Origin of the sequence: Massilia soli, assembly GCF_016809835.1 — a bacterium.
In the GTDB taxonomy this organism is placed as follows: domain Bacteria; phylum Pseudomonadota; class Gammaproteobacteria; order Burkholderiales; family Burkholderiaceae_D; genus Telluria_A; species Telluria_A soli.
Genome location: NZ_JAFBIL020000003.1, coordinates 481,493 through 499,284 on the forward strand (window position 1 = coordinate 481,493; position 17,792 = coordinate 499,284).

Below are 17,792 nucleotides of genomic sequence, written 5' to 3' on the forward strand. Positions count from 1 at the left end.
CTGAGCATGGAATTCAATTTCAAAGAAGAGCAGCAGCAGTTCGCCGATGCCCTCAAGCGCTGGATCACCAAAGACTACAGCTTCGAAGCGCGCAAGAAGATCATTCACTCCGACAGCGGCGTGTCTGATGCGGCCTGGGCTACCCTCGCCGAACTGGGCATGACGGCGCTGCCGGTGCCGGAAGAGCAGGGCGGCTTCAGCGGAACCGCGGTCGACATGTTCGTCGTGATGCAGGAGCTGGGTCGCGGCCTGGTGGTTGAGCCGTATTTCGCGACCGTACTGGGCGCGGAATTCCTCAAGCTTGGCGGCGGCCATGAAGGCTTGCTCGAACAGGTAGCGGGGGGAGAATTGAAGCTGGCCTGCGCGCTGGGCGAAAAGCAGTCGCGCCACGACCTGGCCGACATCGCCACGACCGCTTCCGCGGCTGGCGACGGTTACGTGATCAACGGCCGCAAGAGCGTGGTCATCCACGGCGGCCAGGCGGGGCGGCTGATCGTGTCCGCACGCTCCTCAGGCGCGCAGCGCGATACCGCTGGCGTGAGCCTGTTCGTGGTGCCGAGCGATAGCGCCGGGGTGCGCGTGCTGGACTACCGCACGCTGGACGGCCTGCGCGCCGCCGACATCGCGTTCGACAATGTGCAGGTGCCGGCATCGGCACTGATCGGCAGCGCCGGCGCAGGATGGGACATCCTCGACGCCGCCGCCGACTATGGCGCCGGCTTGCTGTGCGCCGAGGCGCTGGGCGCGATGGAAGCGATCTTCGCCGCCACGCTCGAATACCTCAAGACGCGCAACCAGTTCGGCGCGCCGATTGGCAAATTTCAGGCGCTGCAGCACCGCATGGCGGACATGTACATCCACCTCGAACAGGCGCGGTCGATGGCGCTGCTGGCGGCGGTCAAGCTGGGTTCTGCCGACGCGAACGAGCGCCGGCGCGTGGTATCGGCCGCCAAGTTCCGTGTCGGCCAGGCGGCGAAGTTTGTCGGCCAGCAGGCGGTGCAACTGCATGGCGGTATGGGCGTGACCGACGAACTGCCGGCCTCGCACCACTTCAAGCGCCTGTCGATGATCGAACTGTCGCTGGGCGACTCGGACCACCATCTGGCGCGCTTCATTGCGCAGCCGGGCTTTGCCCAGGGGGCATTCGCATGAGTACCCGCCGCTGGCATTTTGAAGACTTCTACCCCGGGCAGCAGATCGAGCTTGGATCGCGCAGCGTGACCGAGCAGGAGATCATCGAGTTCGCCACCGACTTCGACCCGCAGCCCTTCCACGTCGACCGCGACGCCGCGAAGGAGTCGATCTTTGGCGGCGTGATCGCCAGCGGCTGGCACACCTGCAGCATGATCATGCGCATTGTGGTCGACAGCGTGCTCGGTAACTCGTCCAGCATGGGATCGCCGGGACTCGACAAGGTGCGCTGGATCCTGCCGGTGCGCCCGAACGACACCCTCAGCGTCCGCTATGTCACCACGCAGGTGAAGGCCTCGGCCTCGCGCCCGGACCGCGGGGTGGTCTGGTCGATCTGGGAAGCGCGCAACCAGAACGGAGAACTGGTCTGCACCGTTGAGGGCATGGGCATGTACGGCCGCCGCCCGCAAGAGGGCGCGGATGCTTGAAGTGACCAGCGCCGGCCAGCTTCGCGACCTGGTTGGCACGGAGGCAGCGCTGTCTCCGTGGATGGAGATTTCCCAGCAGCGCATCAACATGTTCGCCGACGCCACCTCGGACCATCAGTGGATTCATGTCGACGCGGAGCGCTGCAGGCGCGAGTCGCCGTTTGGCGTGCCGGTCGCGCATGGGTTCCTTACGCTGTCGCTACTGCCGGTGATGTTTGAAAGCGCGGTCACGCTGCGCAATTTCCGCATGGTGCTGAACTATGGGCTGAACAAGGTGCGGTTTCCCGCGCCGGTGCCGGTAGGGAGCCGCCTGCGGGCCAGGCTGGTGCTGCAGGCGTGTGACGACATCGAAGGCGGGACGCAGCTCGTGTGGGATGTCGCAGTGGAGCGCGAAGGGGAAGCGAAGCCGGTATGCGTCGCCGAATTCGTGATGCGCTGCTACCTATAAAGTCAATTCGGCGGAGGTAGGGCGGACAAGCACGCAGTGCGCCTCCGCCGCATTAGCCGGAACCGCGATGGCGGTGCCAGCCAACCTCACGCGCTGCGTCAAATCGCGTGCTTCGCCAGCTCCAGCTTGGCTACCGCGTTGCGGTGCACCTCGTCCGGCCCATCGGCCAGCCGCAATGTGCGGTTGCCGGCCCACTGGTAAGCAAGCGGGAAGTCGTCCGACACGCCGGCCGCGCCATGGGCCTGGATCGCCCAGTCCAGCACTTGCTGGGCGACGTTGGGCGCCACCACCTTGATCATCGCGATTTCAGCCTGCGCCTTCTTGTTGCCGACGGTGTCCATCATCGACGCGGCCTTCAGGGTCAGCAGGCGGGCCATGTCGATGCGGATGCGCGACTCGGCGATCCGCTCGCGCCACACGCCCTGTTCCGAAATCTTCTTGCCAAAGGCGACCCGGCTGTCGAGCCGTTTGCACATCAGCTCCAGCGCCCGCTCGGCCACGCCGATGGCGCGCATGCAGTGGTGGATGCGGCCCGGCCCGAGGCGGCCCTGGGCGATTTCAAAGCCGCGGCCCTCGCCCAGCAGCATGCCGGACGCCGGCACGCGCACATTGTCGAACAGGATTTCGCAGTGGCCGTGCGGCGCGTCGTCATAACCGAACACCGGCAGCGGACGCGTGATCGTGATGCCCGGGGTATCGGCAGGCACCATCAGCATCGACTGCTGGGCGTGGCGCGCTGCGTCAGGGTCGGTCTTGCCCATGACGATGAAGATCTTGCAGCGCGGATCGCCAGCACCCGAGATCCACCACTTGTGGCCATTGATGACGTAGCCGTCGCCGTCGCGCTCGATGCGGGTCTGGATGTTGGTGGCGTCGGACGAGGCCACATCCGGCTCGGTCATCGCAAACGCCGAACGGATTTCGCCGCGCAGCAGCGGTTCGAGCCAGTCGCGCTTGTGCTGTTCGCTGCCGTAGCGTTCGATGGTTTCCATGTTGCCGGTATCCGGCGCGGCGCAGTTGAACACTTCGGGCGCCCAGCTGACCCGGCCCATGATCTCGCACAGCGGCGCGTAATCGAGGTTCGACAAGCCTTCCGGCGCACGTGGCGACTTGGGCAGGAACAGGTTCCACAGGCCCTGTTCGCGCGCCAGCGGCTTGAGGCGCTCGATCAGCTCGGTCGGAATCCAGCGGTCGCCCTTGTCGCGGCCATTGCTGTCGACTTCCTGCTTGAAGGCTTTCTCGTTCGGATAGATGTGCTCGTCCATGAAGGCGAGCAGGCGTGCTTGCAGTTCCTTGCAGCGGTCGGAATAGTCGAAATCCATGATCGTCCTTGAGGTTAGTCTTGTTTGGCGATGGCCAGCTGGGCGTAGTGCCAGCCCATCTCGGCCATCGGCCGCGCCGCCTTGCCGTTTTCCAACGCCTGCGCACTCGACGCGGTGCCGTCCACATAGCGCTTCATGATGCCCTGCATGATTCCTGCGAGGCGGAACATGTTGTAGGCGAGGTAGAAATTGAAGTCTTCCGCGCGGATGGTCTTGCCGGTGCGCGCGCAGTAGCAAGCGATGTATTCCTCCTGGCTGGGGATGCCCAGCTCCTTCAGGTCGAGCCCGCCAATGCCGCGGAACTTGCCCGGCGGGATATGCCAGCTCATGCAGTGGTAGGAGAAATCGGCGGCCGGGTGGCCCAGCGTCGACAGTTCCCAGTCCAGCACCGCCAGGATGCGCGGCTCGGTCGGGTGGAAGATCAGGTTGTCGAGACGGAAGTCCCCATGGACGATCGCGGTGTCGTCGCCCGGCGGGATATTGTTGGGCAGCCACTCGATCAGCTTGTCCATCGCGTCGATGGTCTCGGTGCTGGAGGCCTGGTATTGACGGGTCCAGCGTTCGATCTGGCGGGCGAAATAGTTGCCGGGCTTGCCGTAGTCGGCCAGGCCGATGGCGGCGTAGTCGACCGTGTGCAGCTGGGCGATCACGCGGTTCATCTCATCGTAGATGGCGCCGCGCTCGGCCGGTGTCATGCCGGGCAACGACTGCTCCCACAGCACCCGGCCTTCGACCAACTCCATGATGAAGAAGGCGCGCCCGATCACCGCCTCATCCAGGCACAGCGCGTACTGGCGGGGCGCCGGGAAGCCGGCTTTCTGCAGTGCGTCCATGACGCGGAATTCGCGGTCGATCGCGTGTGCCGAGGGCAGCAGCTTGGCCGCCGGGCCCGGCTTGGTGCGCAGCACGTATTGCTGGCTGGCGTTGCTGACCTTGAAGGTCGGGTTCGACTGGCCGCCCTTGAATTGTTCCACTGACAGCGGTCCGCCCAGGTAGCCTTCCACGTGCTGGCGCATGTAGGCGTCGAGGGCGTTGACATCGAATTTCTGGCGTTCCGAGACCGGTTTGGTCCCCATCATGTCTTCGTACATCGTGTCTCCTTATTATCGACCCATTCTAGCCCATGAATAGAACGACCGTACTTTTTGAATGCAAAAAAATCACCGGAACTTTTTGTATTGTTCGAACAGCTGTTCCATGGTCGTGCTGCGCGCCTGCGCCTGCAGCGGGGAGGGTGGCGCGTAGTTGGCAAAGCGCACAACCCAGTCGTGCTCTGCGTCGCCAACATCAAGCGCGTTGATGCAGCCGGCCATCTGCGACAGGCCGCCCAGGAACATGCGCTGGCCGGTCAGTGCCAGCGACAGGATGGCGCAGTTGACGCCGCCATGCAGCACCAGCAGCACCGTGTCCCAGTCCTGGTCGGCGCGCAGGCGGGCGATCGCCGGGTGGATCCGGTCCATCAGCTCGCCGACCGACTCGCCGCCGAGAAAGCGCTGGTCTTCGCCGACGAGGCCCTCGAACACGCCGGTGAAGGCGCTTTTCAGCTGATGGTCGGGAATGGCAGACAGGCGCCCGCCGCGGATTTCTTCCAGCTCCGGCCAGGCTTCTGGTTCGATGTCCTGACCCGTTTCCATCAAGACGCGGCGCGCCGTTTCCACAGTGCGCGGCAAGCCCGACACGATGACCCGGTCGAAGCGCACCTGGTCGGCGGCAAATGCGCGGCCGGCGGCGCTGGCTTGTTCGCGCCCGAGCTCGTTGAGGGGCACGGTCTCGGGCAAGACCGGCTTGCCGGAATCGTCGAAGTAGGTGACGCTGCCGTGGCGCATCAGGAAAATGCGGCGGCGTTGCGATGCGCGGTTCGGCATGGGAAAGGTGGCAAACAGAAAACACCACTGTAGCTTACTCTGTCGGGTTTTCACAAACATGCTCAGAGAAATCATTCCATACGTCAAATGTCCACCATTTCTAGACTAAAATGGGCCGCGCGGTCAGAAGTATCGTCATTCCCGCGAAAGGGGGAATCCATAGCGTCGCCAATCAGCCGCGCTACAGGCTCCCGCCTCTGCGGGAGCGACGCCGGTGCAGTCGCGCGATGAGAACACTTACGGGGTAGTCAATGGCAAGGCCAGAAAAAGTCCGGCTTGGAGAAATCCTTGTCCAGCAAAAGCTTTTATCCGAAGAACAGTTGGGCATGGCGCTGGGCGAGCAAAAACGTACCGGACGCAAGCTTGGCCGCGTGTTCGTCGAGCACGGTTTTGTTACCGAAGAGCAGATTTCGGGCGCGCTTGCGCGTCAGCTGGATATCCCGTTCATCAACCTGAAGTTCTACAACATCAACCCGGAGCTGGTGCGCCTGCTGCCGGAAACCCAGGCGCGCCGCTTCCGCGCGCTGGTGCTGGAAGACCGGCGCGGCAGCCTGCTGGTGGGCCTGTCCGACCCGACCGACCTGTTCGCGTACGACGAGATCGCGCGGCTGGTCAAGCAAAACATCGAACTGGCCGTGGTCAACGAGACCGAAGTGCTGGCTGCGATCGACCGCATCTACCGCCGCACCGACGACATCTCCGAGGCCGCGCGCGAGCTGGAACAGGACCTGGGCGATACCTTCGTCGACTTCGGCGCGCTGGCCGCCAACCCGGGGCTGGAAGAGGCGCCGATCGTCAAGCTGCTGCAATCGGTGTTCGACGATGCCACCCAGGTCCGCGCCTCCGACATCCATATCGAACCGCAGGAATCGCGCCTTCAGATCCGCTTCCGCATCGACGGCGTGCTGCACCTGCAAACCGAAGCCGACATCAAGATTGCCACGCCGCTGGCGCTGCGCCTGAAGCTGATGTCGGACCTCGACATCTCCGAGAAGCGCCTGCCGCAGGATGGCCGCTTCGCCATCAAGGTCAAGCAGCAGCGCATCGACGTGCGTATTTCGACGATGCCGACCCAGTACGGCGAGTCGGTCGTGATGCGTTTGCTGAACCAGGGCGGCACTACCTTGCGGCTCGATGCCATCGGCATGCCGCCCAAGCTGGTCGAGCGCTTCCGCGCCATTGTGCAGCGCCCGAATGGCCTGGTGCTGGTCACCGGACCGACCGGCAGCGGCAAGACCACCACCTTGTATAGTGCGCTGGCCGAACTCAATTCGCTGGAAAAGAAGCTGATCACCGTCGAAGACCCGGTCGAATACCGCCTCCCTGGCATCAACCAGGTGCAGGTCAACGAGAAGATCGAACTGTCGTTCGCGCGCGTGCTGCGCTCGGCGCTGCGCCAGGATCCGGACATTGTGCTGGTCGGCGAGATGCGCGACCAGGAAACCGCCCAGATCGGCCTGCGCGCCGCGATGACCGGTCACCTGGTGCTGTCGACCTTGCACACCAACGACGCGGCCAGTACCCCGCTGCGCCTGATGGACATGGGCGTGCCGCGCTACATGGTGGGCAGCTCGCTGCAGGCCGTGCTGGCCCAGCGCCTGGTGCGGGTGATCTGCGAAAGCTGCACCGAGCCGCATCAGGTGTCGCCGGCCGAGCACGAATGGCTGCGCCACGAACTGCGCGAGCACGTCGACAAGGCCCGCTTCTTCCACGGCAAGGGCTGCTCGCACTGCAACGGCATGGGCTATCGCGGCCGGACCGGCGTGTACGAACTGCTGGAGATGACGCAGGCCGTGGTCGACGCGTCGAACCATCCGGACCCGGCGCACTTCCTCAAGGCCGCGCACCAGGAGATGGCCGGCGCCACCTTGCGCCGCCACGCCGTGCAGCTGGCGGTGCAGGGCCGCACCACCGTGGCCGAAGCGATGCGCATCAGTAACCAGCAGGAGGACTAAGTGCCGTTCTTCGCCTATAAAGGCCGTAACGCGCGCGGCGAGTTGATGCAGGGCGTGCTCGAAGGGCTCGATAGCGGCTCGGTGGCCGACCAGCTGTTCGGCACCGGCGTGACGCCAATCGAGATCACGCTGACCAACAAGACCGCCGCCAGCTCCAGCGGCCAGACCTTGTGGGACAAGCTGACCGAAAAGAAGGTCACGTCGATGGACGTGCAGCTGTTCAGCCGCCAGCTCTATACGCTGCTCAAGTCCGGCGTGCCGATCATGCGCGGCCTGGCGGGGCTGCAAGAGTCCGCGGTGAGCAAATCGTTCGCGCGCGTGATCAAGGACCTGCGCGAGTCGCTCGACTCGGGCCGCGAGCTGTCCTCGGCGATGCGCCGCCACCCCGAAGTCTTCAATAACTTCTACCTTTCGATGGTCAAGGTCGGCGAAATGACCGGCCGCCTCGAGGAAGTTTTCCTGCGTTTGTTCGACCACCTTGAGTTCGACCGCGACATGCGCAACCGGGTCAAGTCCGCCACCCGCTATCCGACTTTCGTCGTGATCGCGATGGTCATAGCAATGGTGGTTGTGAACATATTTGTGATCCCTCAGTTCGCCAAGGTGTTCGCCGCCATGCACACCGAGCTGCCCCTGATGACGCGCATCCTGATGGGGACATCGCGGTTCATGCTCGATTACTGGATGGTGCTGCTGGTGGCGCTGGTTGGCGTCATCGCAGCGGCACGCGCATGGATTGCCACACCGGCCGGGCGCTACACGTGGGACCGGAAGAAGCTAGGCATCCCGATTGCCGGCAAGATCATCCTGAAGGGCACCATGGCCCGCTTTGCGCGCAGCTTTGCACTGTCGTCCAAGAGCGGGGTGCCAATCGTGCACGCGCTGACGGTGGTCTCGCAGACCGTCGATAACGCCTACCTGTGTGCGCGCATCGAGCAGATGCGCGACGGCGTCGAGCGCGGCGAATCGATTTTGCGGACGTCGGTGACGGCTGGCGTATTTACGCCAATCGTGCTGCAAATGATCGCCGTGGGCGAGGAGTCGGGCTCGCTTGACGACCTGATGGATGAAATTGCCGAAATGTACGAGCGCGAGGTCGACTACGAGCTCAAGACGCTTTCGGCACAGATCGAACCTATCCTGATTACCTTCCTCGGTGTCATGGTGCTGGTGCTGGCACTTGGCATTTTCCTGCCGATTTGGGATCTTGGCAGCGCGGCGCTGAAGAAATGACCGATACACCGCGGCCGGCAATGTCGCAGCTGCGATCGCGCGGGTTCAGCTTGTTCGAGTTCGCGGTGGTCGTGATTGTTGTCGGGCTGCTAACGTCCTTGTTGCTGTATCGATTGCATTCCTATCAAGTAGAAGCCAGGCAGGTGGCTGTTCAACAGCTGGTTGGCACCCTGCGTACCGCGCTCAGCGTACGAAGTGCGCAACTATCTGTTGCGAAAAGGGAACACGAGTTGCATCGAATTATTGATGAGAACCCAATGTCCTGGCTGGTCGAACTACCTGCGAATTACCTGGGCGAATACTATTCTCCAGAGGGAGCCGCGCTTCCCGATGACAGTTGGTACTTTGACCGCGGCAAGAAGGAACTCGTATATATCCAGTCGAAAGTTAAAAGTTTCCCCCGTCAGGAACTAACATTGCTCAGATTCAAGGTAGAATTCAACGACTTGACCTTGCATGAGGGCAAGACTTCTGGGCTGCCAGCTGGAAATAAGGGTGTCGTCCTGGATCAAGTAACGGAAGAGATCGTCGTTAACTAAACAAGAAATGGATGCGCACCGCATCCTTAAGAGCACAGCACTGGAGAGTTTTAGATGAACAAGCCGAACATGAAGCGCACTGTCCAATCGGGTTTCACGCTGATCGAACTGATCGTCGTTATCGTCATCCTGGGCATCCTGGCCGCTACCGCGTTGCCGAAATTCTCCAGCCTTGGCGGTGATGCTCGCCTGGCGAGCCTGCAAGCGGCGAAGGGTGCTTTGAGTGCCACGGCTGCCATGGCGAAGGGCAAGTATCTGGTCAACAGCACTGGAACACCGTTGACCACACTGAATGTGGAAGGTGCTTCGATCAGCTTCGCTGCAAATGGCAGCGGCTATCCGACAGGAAACGCCGAACTGGCAAAAGCCGCCGGCCTGACCGATGACTATCAGGTGTTCGGTCCAGGGACCAACAATACCGCCAGCTACACCTCAGTAGTCGCCGGCGAAGTCATGATCGTTCCTATGAGCCTGAAAGGTTCCCCGGCGGGCCTGACGTGCTACGTCAAGTACAAAGAGCCGGTCAACAAGACTGACGCTCCTACGCTGACGATTGTTGCAACCGCAGCCAACTGCGAATAAGCCAGTTCATCGTATTCTCACTTGTGGCCGGCTACGATTCTCGGATGTCGACGATCGTGACCGGCCACAGTCACGTCCGGCGATCGCAACGCGGCGTCACCATGGTGGAGTTGATCGCCGTGCTGGTCATCATCGGCGTGCTTGGCACCATCGCCGCCACGCGTTTTTTTGACCGTTCCAGCTTTGACGCCGACACCTTCGCCGACCAGACGCGCGCGATGCTGCGCTACGGCCAGAAGCTGGCAGTTGCACAAAACCGACCGGTCTACGCGCTCATCAATGCGGACCGGATTGCCCTGTGCTTCGAACGGGAATGTACGGGCGGTGCCCGCGTCACCGCACCCTCCGGCGCCAACAGTGGCTCCGCACTTACTCTCAAACATTGCGACACCTCCGGATCGTGGTTCTGCGAGGGCGCTCCCGGAGGCGTCACCCAGACGTTTTCGGGACCGGCATCCTTGTTTGCCTTTGACGCACTGGGCAAGCCGCATAACGTGACCACAACCGGCGCCCTCGCGAATTTCCAGCGGGTGAAAGTGACGATCGCCGGCAATCGCGTCATCACGGTCGAGCCGGAAACTGGTTATGTCTATTAAAACCGGCCAACAGCGCGGCGTGACCCTGATCGAACTGGTCATGTTCATCGTGATCATCGGTGTCGCGCTGGCCGCATTGCTGCAGGTGTTGAACTTCACCACCAGAAACAGTGCCGATCCAGTACGCCAGAAGCAGGCGCTGATGATTGCCGAGAGCCTGTTGGAAGAAGTTCGTCTGGCCGGGTTCACCTATTGCGATCCAACCGACCCGAAGACCACGCAAGCCACCGGTGCGGCAGACTGCAATATCAGGGAATCGTTCGGCCAGGGTACCGGTGGCGAACCGATTGGTACGCGTCCGTATGACAACATCAATGATTATGTCGACACGGCTGGCGTCGCCAAGGCGGCCTTCGACAACGCCAATGGCAAGCTGACAGATCTCAATGGCAATGTGATGGACGTCGATGGCTATACGGCCACGGTCACCGTCCGCCCGGCCGTATTAAACGGCATTGGCGCTACCGGGACCTCGGCAGATACCGATGTGCTGCGCATCACCGTCGAGGTGGCTTACGACGGCACCACGCTGGCACTCGATACCTACCGCACGCGCTACGCGCCTACTTTCCCATGAGCGCGCAGCTGTTCCGACGCGGCGGCCACGCGGGCTTCACGCTGATCGAGGCGGTGATGGTCATCGTCATCATTGGCGTACTGGGTGCGGTCGTGGCGGTATTCATCCGCATGCCCATACAGGGCTACCGCGATAGCGTCCAGCGCGCCGAACTGACCGACACCGCTGACCTCGCTTTGCGCCGGATGGCGCGCGACCTTCGGCTGGCGCTGCCAAACAGCATTGTCGTAACGAACGAGACCGCGATTTCCTTCTTCATGACGAAAGCCGGTGGTCGCTACCTGACGCCGGATGACGATCTGACAGGCCAGCCCGTACTTGATTTCGTCAACCCGGCCAACCTGACATTCACCATGGTTGGGCACCAGCCGAATGCGAAGAATGCCATCGTGAAGGGGGATTATGTCGTGGTGTACAACCTCGGCATTGACCAGGCAGATGCGTATGCCGGCAGCAACCGCGCTACTGTCGAATCGTTGACCACCATCGATGCCGCCAAGGGGCTCTACCAGATCGCCCTCGACGACAATCCGTTTGCCCGGCAGAACCCATCAATGCCATCGCCAGGAGCGCGCTTTCATGTGGTCGGCGCGCCAGTGACCTATTCTTGCGATCTCGTTGCGCGCACCCTTAGCCGCCAGTCCAACTACGGCATCGTCAAAGGCAAGCCGACAGCGGGATTGTTCCCGTCGAACCTGTTGGCGAAAAACGTGACCAGCTGTAAATTCGACTATTCGACCGACGCCAACAGCCGTGGAGCGCTGGTGTCGCTGACGCTGACCCTCGCATCGCCTGACGACGGCGAGCGCATCAAGCTGGTCCATCAGGTCCACGTGGATAACACGCCATGAGCCGCGCCATGTCATCCGTCACGCCAGCATTGGCGCGCAGCCGCGGCGTTGGCCTGGTTACGGCGATTTTCCTGCTGGTCGTGATCGCCGGACTGGCGGTGGCCATGGTTACCGTCTTTACCACGCAGCAAACCAGCTCCGCGCTTGACGTGCAAGGTACGCGCGCGTACCAGGCGGCGCGCGCCGGGATCGAGTGGGGCGTGTTCAAGCACCAGCGTCCCGATCCCTGCAACGCCACCAATTCTTTCGCCATGCCACAGGGCACATCGCTCGGCGCATTTACCGTGACGGTGGCCTGTACCCTGATCGAAGGTCCGGATACCGAAAGCGGCGACACAGAGGCGCTCGACCAGCGCAAGGTGACCGTCGTTGCCTGCAACGCGCCCAGTGCGGCGGGCACCTGCCCGAACCCGAGCAACAGCAGCGACTACGTACAGCGCGTGATGGAGGTAACCTTCTGATGGCGCGTTGGAACTTGCCAGTGGTGCGCTTTGTGCTGATGCTGCTATTGCTGGCATGGCAGGGCGCGCGCGCGGACACGCCCATTCGCATGTTCCAGAGCCACGTGGGCAACGTCAACTTTGTCGGCACCCAGAAAACCATTCGCGACAGGTCGAACAACAGTCCCTGCCGAGTGTTTGCCCCGTCCGTCGACAGGTATGCGGCGCTGACGGGCATTCCAGCGTCGGCCACGATTCTGAGTGCGCAGCTCTACTGGGCCGGTTCCGGGTATAACCCGGACTTCACCGTCACAATGGACGGTGCGGCGATTTCCGCCCCGAGCGATCGGCGTTATTACTCGACGACGATCGGCAACAACTACAACTATTTCTCCGGCGCGGCCGACGTCACGGCGCAGGTCAAGATCAAACGTAACGCTACCTACGCATTTCGTGGCTTGACCGTCGATTACGATTCGCCCTATTGCGCGGTTGAAGGCGTACTGGGCGGCTTCTCGCTGGTCGTCATCTATTCCGACGCCAACCAGCCGTTCCGGATGCTGAACCTGTATGAAGGTTTCCAGTACATGCGCTACAGCGGATTCACGCTGAACCTGAGTGGTTTTCGTATCCCCGATCCAATCGGCACCGCGACCGGCAGGGTAGGGCACGTTACATGGGAAGGCGATTCGACCCTGGATGGCTCCGGCGAAGACCTGCTGTTCAACAATTATGAGTTGACCGATTCGCGCAATCCGAGCGGCAACCAGTTCAACTCGAAGAGCAGCATCAACGGCGACGATGCGTCTTACGGCATCGATTTCGATGCTTACACGGTCGGCAATCCCGTCATCAAATCTGGCCAGACGACGGCCTCGACCCGCTACCAGTCGGGGCAGGATCTGGTCTTGCTCAGCGCCGAGGTGGTCGCGTTGCCAAACATCCCGCTGGCCGACCTGAGCATCTCGATGCAGCTGAACGGTCAGTTGACCCAGGGCCAAAACGCCAGCTACACCATCGGCGTCACCAACCTGGGGCCAAGTATTGCGAACAGTCCCACCGTGGTGACCAGCACCTTGCCAGCCGGGTTGACCTACGTGTCTGGTACCGGCGATGGCTGGTCGTGCGAAGGGATAGGCCAGAAAGTGACATGTACCAGCACCACCGCCTTGTCTGCCGGGAAATCCCTGCCTGCGCTGACGCTGACTGTGAAGGTGACTGGAACCGGCGATATCACAGCCAGCGCGCTGGTCACCGGCAAAACGTTTGATCCCCAGACCGGGAACAATGCGGCGAGTGTGAAATCGACGGTAGTTTCGGGTGCCGCCGACTATGTCTTTACTTCTGGCGCATGTGTCGACGGGCTGGCGTTCGGCGCACCAACACAGACCTGCAGCGAGATTTTGCCCGAGGTGAAGGCGGGCGAAGATGCGCGCATCTACATGACGGCGCTTTCCAAGGACCGGGTGCCGACCGGGCCCACAAAAGACATGACGGTTGACATGAAAATCCGGATGGTTTGCCATGATCCGAACCGTAACGCCGGCGTCAGTGCTACGTATAACGGCGCGCAAATGCCCTTGTGCGCCAGCGTCGATGACAGCGGTGCCGCTATATGGTCGAACAACGCGTCGCTACTGTTCAAGTCGAAAATCCCATCCGTTGCGCTCAATATTGTGTACAACGACGTTGGCCTTATCCAGCTCGCGGCCCAGATGGGTGTCGACAAGGCTTCGATCGTCAGTCCCACATTTGTATCGGTTCCCCATGAGATCCGCTTTACGACTGGCGCGCCGGGTTTGCTGGATGAGCCGATCGATCAGTTCAGTACGGTATTTGGCAAGGCTGGCGCCACATTCAGCCTTGAAGTTGGCGCCTATACCGGCGGAGCTGAGCCGCAGCTGGCGCCTAATTTCGGAAGGGAATCAACGCCAGTGACATTCCTGGCCCCTGGCGTGGCAAACGGGGGGGTGGCAGGATCGACAGCCTTCGCAGCGATGAGTGCGCTACCGGAAATCATTGAAAAGATGGCATTTTCAGGCGCCGCCAACAAGGCGAGCGGGACCTTCGCCTTTCCCGAAGTCGGGGTCGTCAAATTGACGCCGGTCCTCAGCACCACGACCTATCTGCAGAAGCCTGTCACCTTGAAGAGTGCCTATGCCAGGTTTATTCCGCACCACTTCACGACATCGGCCGTGGTGATGAAATGCGTGACGAATATGAAATGCGATGACGATGCCGATGTCAAGACCGCCGCCTATTCCTTGCAGCCGATCGCGGTGACCGTCGCCGCCCTGGCCGAAGGCGGTACGCCAACCATCAACTATCACAGCGTGTTGGCGCGCAAGGTTGGTTTGACGGCCTGGTCCGGAGCGGCCAAAGACCAGCCGCGGGTCGCCGGCTTCGCTACCCTGAAAGCCATCGAAGGCACGTCCTTCAACAAAACGGCGTTGAAAGACAATGACGGCAAAGCGGTCGGTGAGGTGAGTTACGACCTGACCAGGCCGTTCGTCCACACTGCGCCCCAGGCAACATGGAGCGCCCCGGCCGACATTTACCTGCGTGCCGCGGAGATTGACGGCGACGGCGTCACCTCCGACAAGGCTGGCGAGTCGTTCGAGGTCGGCATCAGGATCGTCAGCGGACGGTTGTTCGTACCGAATGTTCATGGCTCCGAACGGCTCGCGCTGCCGTTGAAGGTGAACGGACAATACTGGACCGGCACCAATTGGGAACTGAGCAAAAACGATACCGGTCGTAACGAGGTCGACCCCAAAAAGGCGCTGTTCTCGAATGCGGGCGGACTCGTCCCTAGCTTCACGCCGGATACGCTGCTATTGCTCGACAAAGGCGTAGCGGGCTTCTTCATCAAGGTCAACCCTGCCAAAACCGGCACGGTCGACCTGATCATGAACCACCATCCGTGGCTTCCAAGCACCAAAGGCCGGCTCAAATTCGGCACCTACAAGAGCCCCCTGATCTACCTGCGCGAGCTCCACTGATCGTCTTCGCGTGGTGAATTTGCACGCAAGTACCACTTTTTATTTCCCACTTGCAAATTTTGTATCGATAATGGGTGAGACTTGAATATAATCAAGTAACTATGGCGTGGTCTTCATCAAGTCGCCTAATTAACTTAAAGCCTGCATGCGTTTTTTTAACAAAGCGAAGAAGACTGAATCCTGGCTGTCGTTTGCAATGCTTGCAGATGGCATCGCTGCCGCCAGCATAGCGCGCGTCGCTGGCAGCAAGCCGAGCGTCGACACCTGCGTCTTCTACGGCGGCAATCCGGGCGCGGACTTGCTGGAAAAGGCTGGCCGCGAACTGCGCGCCGCGACCTACCACTGCACCACCGTACTCTCCGGCGGCGAATACCAGATGCTGGCGGTCGAGGCCCCGAATGTTCCCGCCGACGAGTTGAAGACCGCGGTGCGCTGGCGCCTGAAGGACATGCTCGACTTCCACGTCGACGACGCCACCATCGATGTGCTCGATATCCCGGCTGACAAGAACGCGACTGTGCGTACCAACCACGGGATGTTCGCCGTCGCTGCGCGCAACAGCGTGATCGAAAAGCGCCAGGCGGTGTTCGCCGAGGCCAAGGTCGGCCTGTCGGTGATCGACATTCCCGAGATGGCGCAGCGAAACATCTCCACCTTGCTGGAACCGGAAGGCCGCGGCCTGGCGATGCTGTCGTTCGGCGCCGATGGCGGCTTGCTGACGGTCACCTTCACCGGCGAGCTGTATCTGTCGCGCCGGATCGACGTGACGCTTGAGCAACTGCTCGACACCGACCACGACCGCAAACATGCCAGTTTCGACAAGATCACGCTCGAGTTGCAGCGCTCGCTCGATCATTTCGACCGCCAGTTCCATTTCATTAGTGTCTCCAAGTTGCTGCTGGCGCCAAGCGGTATCACCGGCCTCGAAGAGTACCTGTCGAGCAACTTGTATACGCCGGTCCAGACCATGGACCTGGGCGACGCGCTCGACATCAGCGGCATTCCTGCGTTGCAGGACAAGACCGTGCAGCAGCGTTTCTTCTTCACGATCGGCGCGGCCCTGCGCCATGAGGAGATCCTGCTTTGAGCCAGCAGATTAATCTTTTCAACCCGGTTTTCCTGAAGCAGAAGAAAATCTTCAGCAGCTTCGCCATGGCGCAAGCGCTGGGTGTGCTGCTGGTCGGTTCGCTGGCGATGGTTGCTTACGGCAAGCATCACGTCAACACGCTTGAAAAAGAAGCGCAAATGGTCAACGCGCAACTGGTGCAAAAGCAGGCGCGCCAGGCGATGGTCAATGCCGAGTTCGCGCCGCGTACGCCAAGTCCGGCACTGGAGGCCGAGATCGCCGAAGCGGACGGCCAGCTACGCGCGCTGCAGCGCGTCGCCGGGGTCCTGGAGCGTGGTGAACTGGGTAACACCACCGGTTTTTCCCCTTACTACAAGGCACTGGCGCGCCAGAATGTGAGCGGCCTGTGGCTGACCGGCGTGTCGGTGGCGGGCGCGGATATCGGCATCCGTGGCCGGGCGATGGAGGGCAGCATGGTGCCCGGCTACATCACGCGCCTGACCCGCGAACCTGTCATGCAAGGCAAGTCGTTTGCCAGCCTTGAGATCGCCCAGGGCGAGATGAAGGGCGAGGGCGGCAAGGCGGTCGCTGCGCCTTTCGTCGAATTCCGTCTTGAGTCGGTCGTGCAGGAGGCGGCGCGATGAGTCCTCGTTTGATCGCGCTCGGCGCCAGGATCGACGCGCTCAGCTTGCGCGAACGCGCCATGGTGTTCGTCGCAGTGGCTGCGGCAATCTTGTTTATCGTCTATTCGCTGATGCTCGGTCCGCTGTTCGCCAAGAAAGCCGCGCTCGGCACCCAGATCGCCCAGGTCCGTAATAACATCAGCGGCATCGACAGCGAGATCAGCGCCAAGCTGCAAGGTTTCTCGATCGACCCGGATGCGCCTAACCGTGCCCGTCTGGCCAAGGCCAAGGCTGATATCGACGCGCTGGGCGGCAAGTTGCGCGCCCTGGAGCAGGGCCTGGTCGCCCCCGAGAAAATCGCGCCGTTGCTGGAAGCAATCCTGGCCAGGAACGGACGCCTGACCCTGGTGTCGATGAAAACCATGCCGGCCACGGCCGTCGCTGAAACCAGCTACAACCCGGCGCCAGCCGCAGCCCCCGCAGCCAGCGCCGCGCAGCCCGCGTTACTGTACCGCCACGGCGTGCAGGTCACCGTGCGCGGCAACTACCTCGACATGATCAACTATATGCACGCCCTCGAAACGATGCCGACCCAGTTGTTATGGAGCAGCGCCGCGCTGGAGGTCGAGGAATACCCCGACTCGCGCCTGACCCTGACCCTGCATACGCTGAGCCTGGACCGGAAATGGATGAAGCTTTGAAGCCGCTTGGCCGTATATCACTTGCCGTAGCATGCGCCTTCGTGACAAGCTCGGCCTTGGCGCAGGCCTTGCAAGATCCGACGCGCCCGCCGGCATCGCTGATGTCGCCGCGACACGGGACGCCAGGTGCCGTGGCCATGGACGGTCCGAAGCTGCAGTCGATCCTGATTGCCCGCACGCCGGGTGGCCGGCATGTGGCGGTGATCGATGGCGCCACCGTGCGCCTGGGCGACACCTATCAAGGCGCCAGGGTGGAGCGCATGACGCAAAGCGAGGTCGTGCTGTCGAAAGGCGGCAAGAAGCAAGTGCTGAAATTGTTCCCGGCGACAGTGGCCGGCCAGAACACCAAGTCCGTACAACAATAGCCAGGCCA

Annotated in this window: 19 protein-coding genes; 16 read left to right on the forward strand and 3 right to left on the reverse strand. The window is 61.9% G+C overall.

The genetic code is table 11. The annotated features are described in order from the left end of the window. The first annotated feature begins 6 nt into the window (after positions 1 to 6). The 3 genes from I4X03_RS09615 to I4X03_RS09625 are packed head-to-tail and all read left to right on the forward strand — an operon-like array spanning position 7 to position 2,067. Complete coding sequence (locus I4X03_RS09615; RefSeq protein WP_223467995.1) at positions 7 to 1,152, forward strand: acyl-CoA dehydrogenase family protein; 1,146 nt, start codon at positions 7 to 9, stop codon at positions 1,150 to 1,152. Then, positions 1,149 to 1,619, forward strand: a complete 471-nt coding sequence (locus tag I4X03_RS09620) for a MaoC family dehydratase (protein WP_223467996.1) — start codon at positions 1,149 to 1,151, stop codon at positions 1,617 to 1,619. Before I4X03_RS09615 ends, I4X03_RS09620 begins: the two co-directional genes overlap by 4 nt. After that, positions 1,612 to 2,067, forward strand: coding sequence for a MaoC family dehydratase (locus tag I4X03_RS09625; protein ID WP_223467997.1), 456 nt, complete (start codon positions 1,612 to 1,614; stop codon positions 2,065 to 2,067). Before I4X03_RS09620 ends, I4X03_RS09625 begins: the two co-directional genes overlap by 8 nt. A 98-nt stretch (positions 2,068 to 2,165) precedes the next feature. Here I4X03_RS09625 and I4X03_RS09630 read toward each other — a convergent pair whose 3' ends face one another. The 3 genes from I4X03_RS09630 to I4X03_RS09640 all read right to left on the reverse strand — a co-directional run bounded on the left by I4X03_RS09630 (position 2,166) and on the right by I4X03_RS09640 (position 5,254). Next, positions 2,166 to 3,389 carry an acyl-CoA dehydrogenase family protein gene (locus I4X03_RS09630; RefSeq protein ID WP_223467998.1) on the reverse strand — a complete coding sequence of 408 codons (1,224 nt, stop codon included), beginning with the start codon at positions 3,387 to 3,389 and terminating at the stop codon, positions 2,166 to 2,168. Between the two features lie 14 nt (positions 3,390 to 3,403). Then, positions 3,404 to 4,480, reverse strand: a complete 1,077-nt coding sequence (locus I4X03_RS09635) for a phosphotransferase (protein ID WP_223467999.1) — start codon at positions 4,478 to 4,480, stop codon at positions 3,404 to 3,406. A gap of 69 nt (positions 4,481 to 4,549) precedes the next feature. Continuing rightward, complete coding sequence (locus I4X03_RS09640; RefSeq protein ID WP_223468000.1) at positions 4,550 to 5,254, reverse strand: histidine phosphatase family protein; 705 nt, start codon at positions 5,252 to 5,254, stop codon at positions 4,550 to 4,552. 251 nt (positions 5,255 to 5,505) lie between these two features. Between I4X03_RS09640 and I4X03_RS09645 the strand changes: the two genes are divergently transcribed. From I4X03_RS09645 to I4X03_RS09705, 13 genes are all read left to right on the forward strand, one after another. Further along, the gene (locus tag I4X03_RS09645) at positions 5,506 to 7,209 is read left to right on the forward strand and encodes a GspE/PulE family protein (protein WP_223468001.1); all 1,704 of its coding nucleotides are present in this window, start codon (positions 5,506 to 5,508) and stop codon (positions 7,207 to 7,209) included. Next, on the forward strand, positions 7,210 to 8,442 hold the full coding sequence (locus I4X03_RS09650) for a type II secretion system F family protein (RefSeq protein ID WP_223468002.1): 1,233 nt from the start codon (positions 7,210 to 7,212) through the stop codon (positions 8,440 to 8,442). After that, on the forward strand, positions 8,439 to 8,981 hold the full coding sequence (locus tag I4X03_RS09655) for a hypothetical protein (RefSeq protein WP_223468003.1): 543 nt from the start codon (positions 8,439 to 8,441) through the stop codon (positions 8,979 to 8,981). The genes I4X03_RS09650 and I4X03_RS09655 overlap by 4 nt, the downstream gene beginning before the upstream one ends. A 54-nt stretch (positions 8,982 to 9,035) precedes the next feature. Next, on the forward strand, positions 9,036 to 9,563 hold the full coding sequence (locus tag I4X03_RS23200) for a type IV pilin protein (protein WP_307735353.1): 528 nt from the start codon (positions 9,036 to 9,038) through the stop codon (positions 9,561 to 9,563). Between the two features lie 44 nt (positions 9,564 to 9,607). Continuing rightward, positions 9,608 to 10,159 (forward strand): pilus assembly FimT family protein, encoded by a 552-nt coding sequence (locus I4X03_RS09665; RefSeq protein ID WP_223468004.1) that lies wholly within the window; start codon positions 9,608 to 9,610, stop codon positions 10,157 to 10,159. Next, positions 10,149 to 10,736: a prepilin-type N-terminal cleavage/methylation domain-containing protein gene (locus I4X03_RS09670; protein WP_223468005.1), complete on the forward strand. Its 588-nt coding sequence runs from the start codon at positions 10,149 to 10,151 to the stop codon at positions 10,734 to 10,736. Before I4X03_RS09665 ends, I4X03_RS09670 begins: the two co-directional genes overlap by 11 nt. Continuing rightward, positions 10,733 to 11,587, forward strand: coding sequence for a type II secretion system protein (locus I4X03_RS09675; protein WP_223468006.1), 855 nt, complete (start codon positions 10,733 to 10,735; stop codon positions 11,585 to 11,587). The genes I4X03_RS09670 and I4X03_RS09675 overlap by 4 nt, the downstream gene beginning before the upstream one ends. Beyond that, positions 11,584 to 12,048 (forward strand): agglutinin biogenesis protein MshP, encoded by a 465-nt coding sequence (locus I4X03_RS09680; RefSeq protein ID WP_223468007.1) that lies wholly within the window; start codon positions 11,584 to 11,586, stop codon positions 12,046 to 12,048. The genes I4X03_RS09675 and I4X03_RS09680 overlap by 4 nt, the downstream gene beginning before the upstream one ends. After that, positions 12,048 to 15,029 carry a DUF6701 domain-containing protein gene (locus tag I4X03_RS09685; protein ID WP_223468008.1) on the forward strand — a complete coding sequence of 994 codons (2,982 nt, stop codon included), beginning with the start codon at positions 12,048 to 12,050 and terminating at the stop codon, positions 15,027 to 15,029. The genes I4X03_RS09680 and I4X03_RS09685 overlap by 1 nt, the downstream gene beginning before the upstream one ends. A 145-nt stretch (positions 15,030 to 15,174) precedes the next feature. Then, positions 15,175 to 16,116, forward strand: coding sequence for a type IV pilus biogenesis protein PilM (locus tag I4X03_RS09690; protein ID WP_223468009.1), 942 nt, complete (start codon positions 15,175 to 15,177; stop codon positions 16,114 to 16,116). Next, positions 16,113 to 16,739, forward strand: a complete 627-nt coding sequence (locus I4X03_RS09695) for a PilN domain-containing protein (protein WP_223468010.1) — start codon at positions 16,113 to 16,115, stop codon at positions 16,737 to 16,739. The genes I4X03_RS09690 and I4X03_RS09695 overlap by 4 nt, the downstream gene beginning before the upstream one ends. Further along, positions 16,736 to 17,419, forward strand: coding sequence for a hypothetical protein (locus I4X03_RS09700; RefSeq protein WP_223468011.1), 684 nt, complete (start codon positions 16,736 to 16,738; stop codon positions 17,417 to 17,419). Before I4X03_RS09695 ends, I4X03_RS09700 begins: the two co-directional genes overlap by 4 nt. 101 nt (positions 17,420 to 17,520) lie before the next feature. Next, entirely contained in the window at positions 17,521 to 17,784 is a 264-nt protein-coding gene (locus I4X03_RS09705; RefSeq protein ID WP_223468012.1) for a hypothetical protein, read from the forward strand. The last annotated feature ends 8 nt before the right edge of the window (positions 17,785 to 17,792 follow it).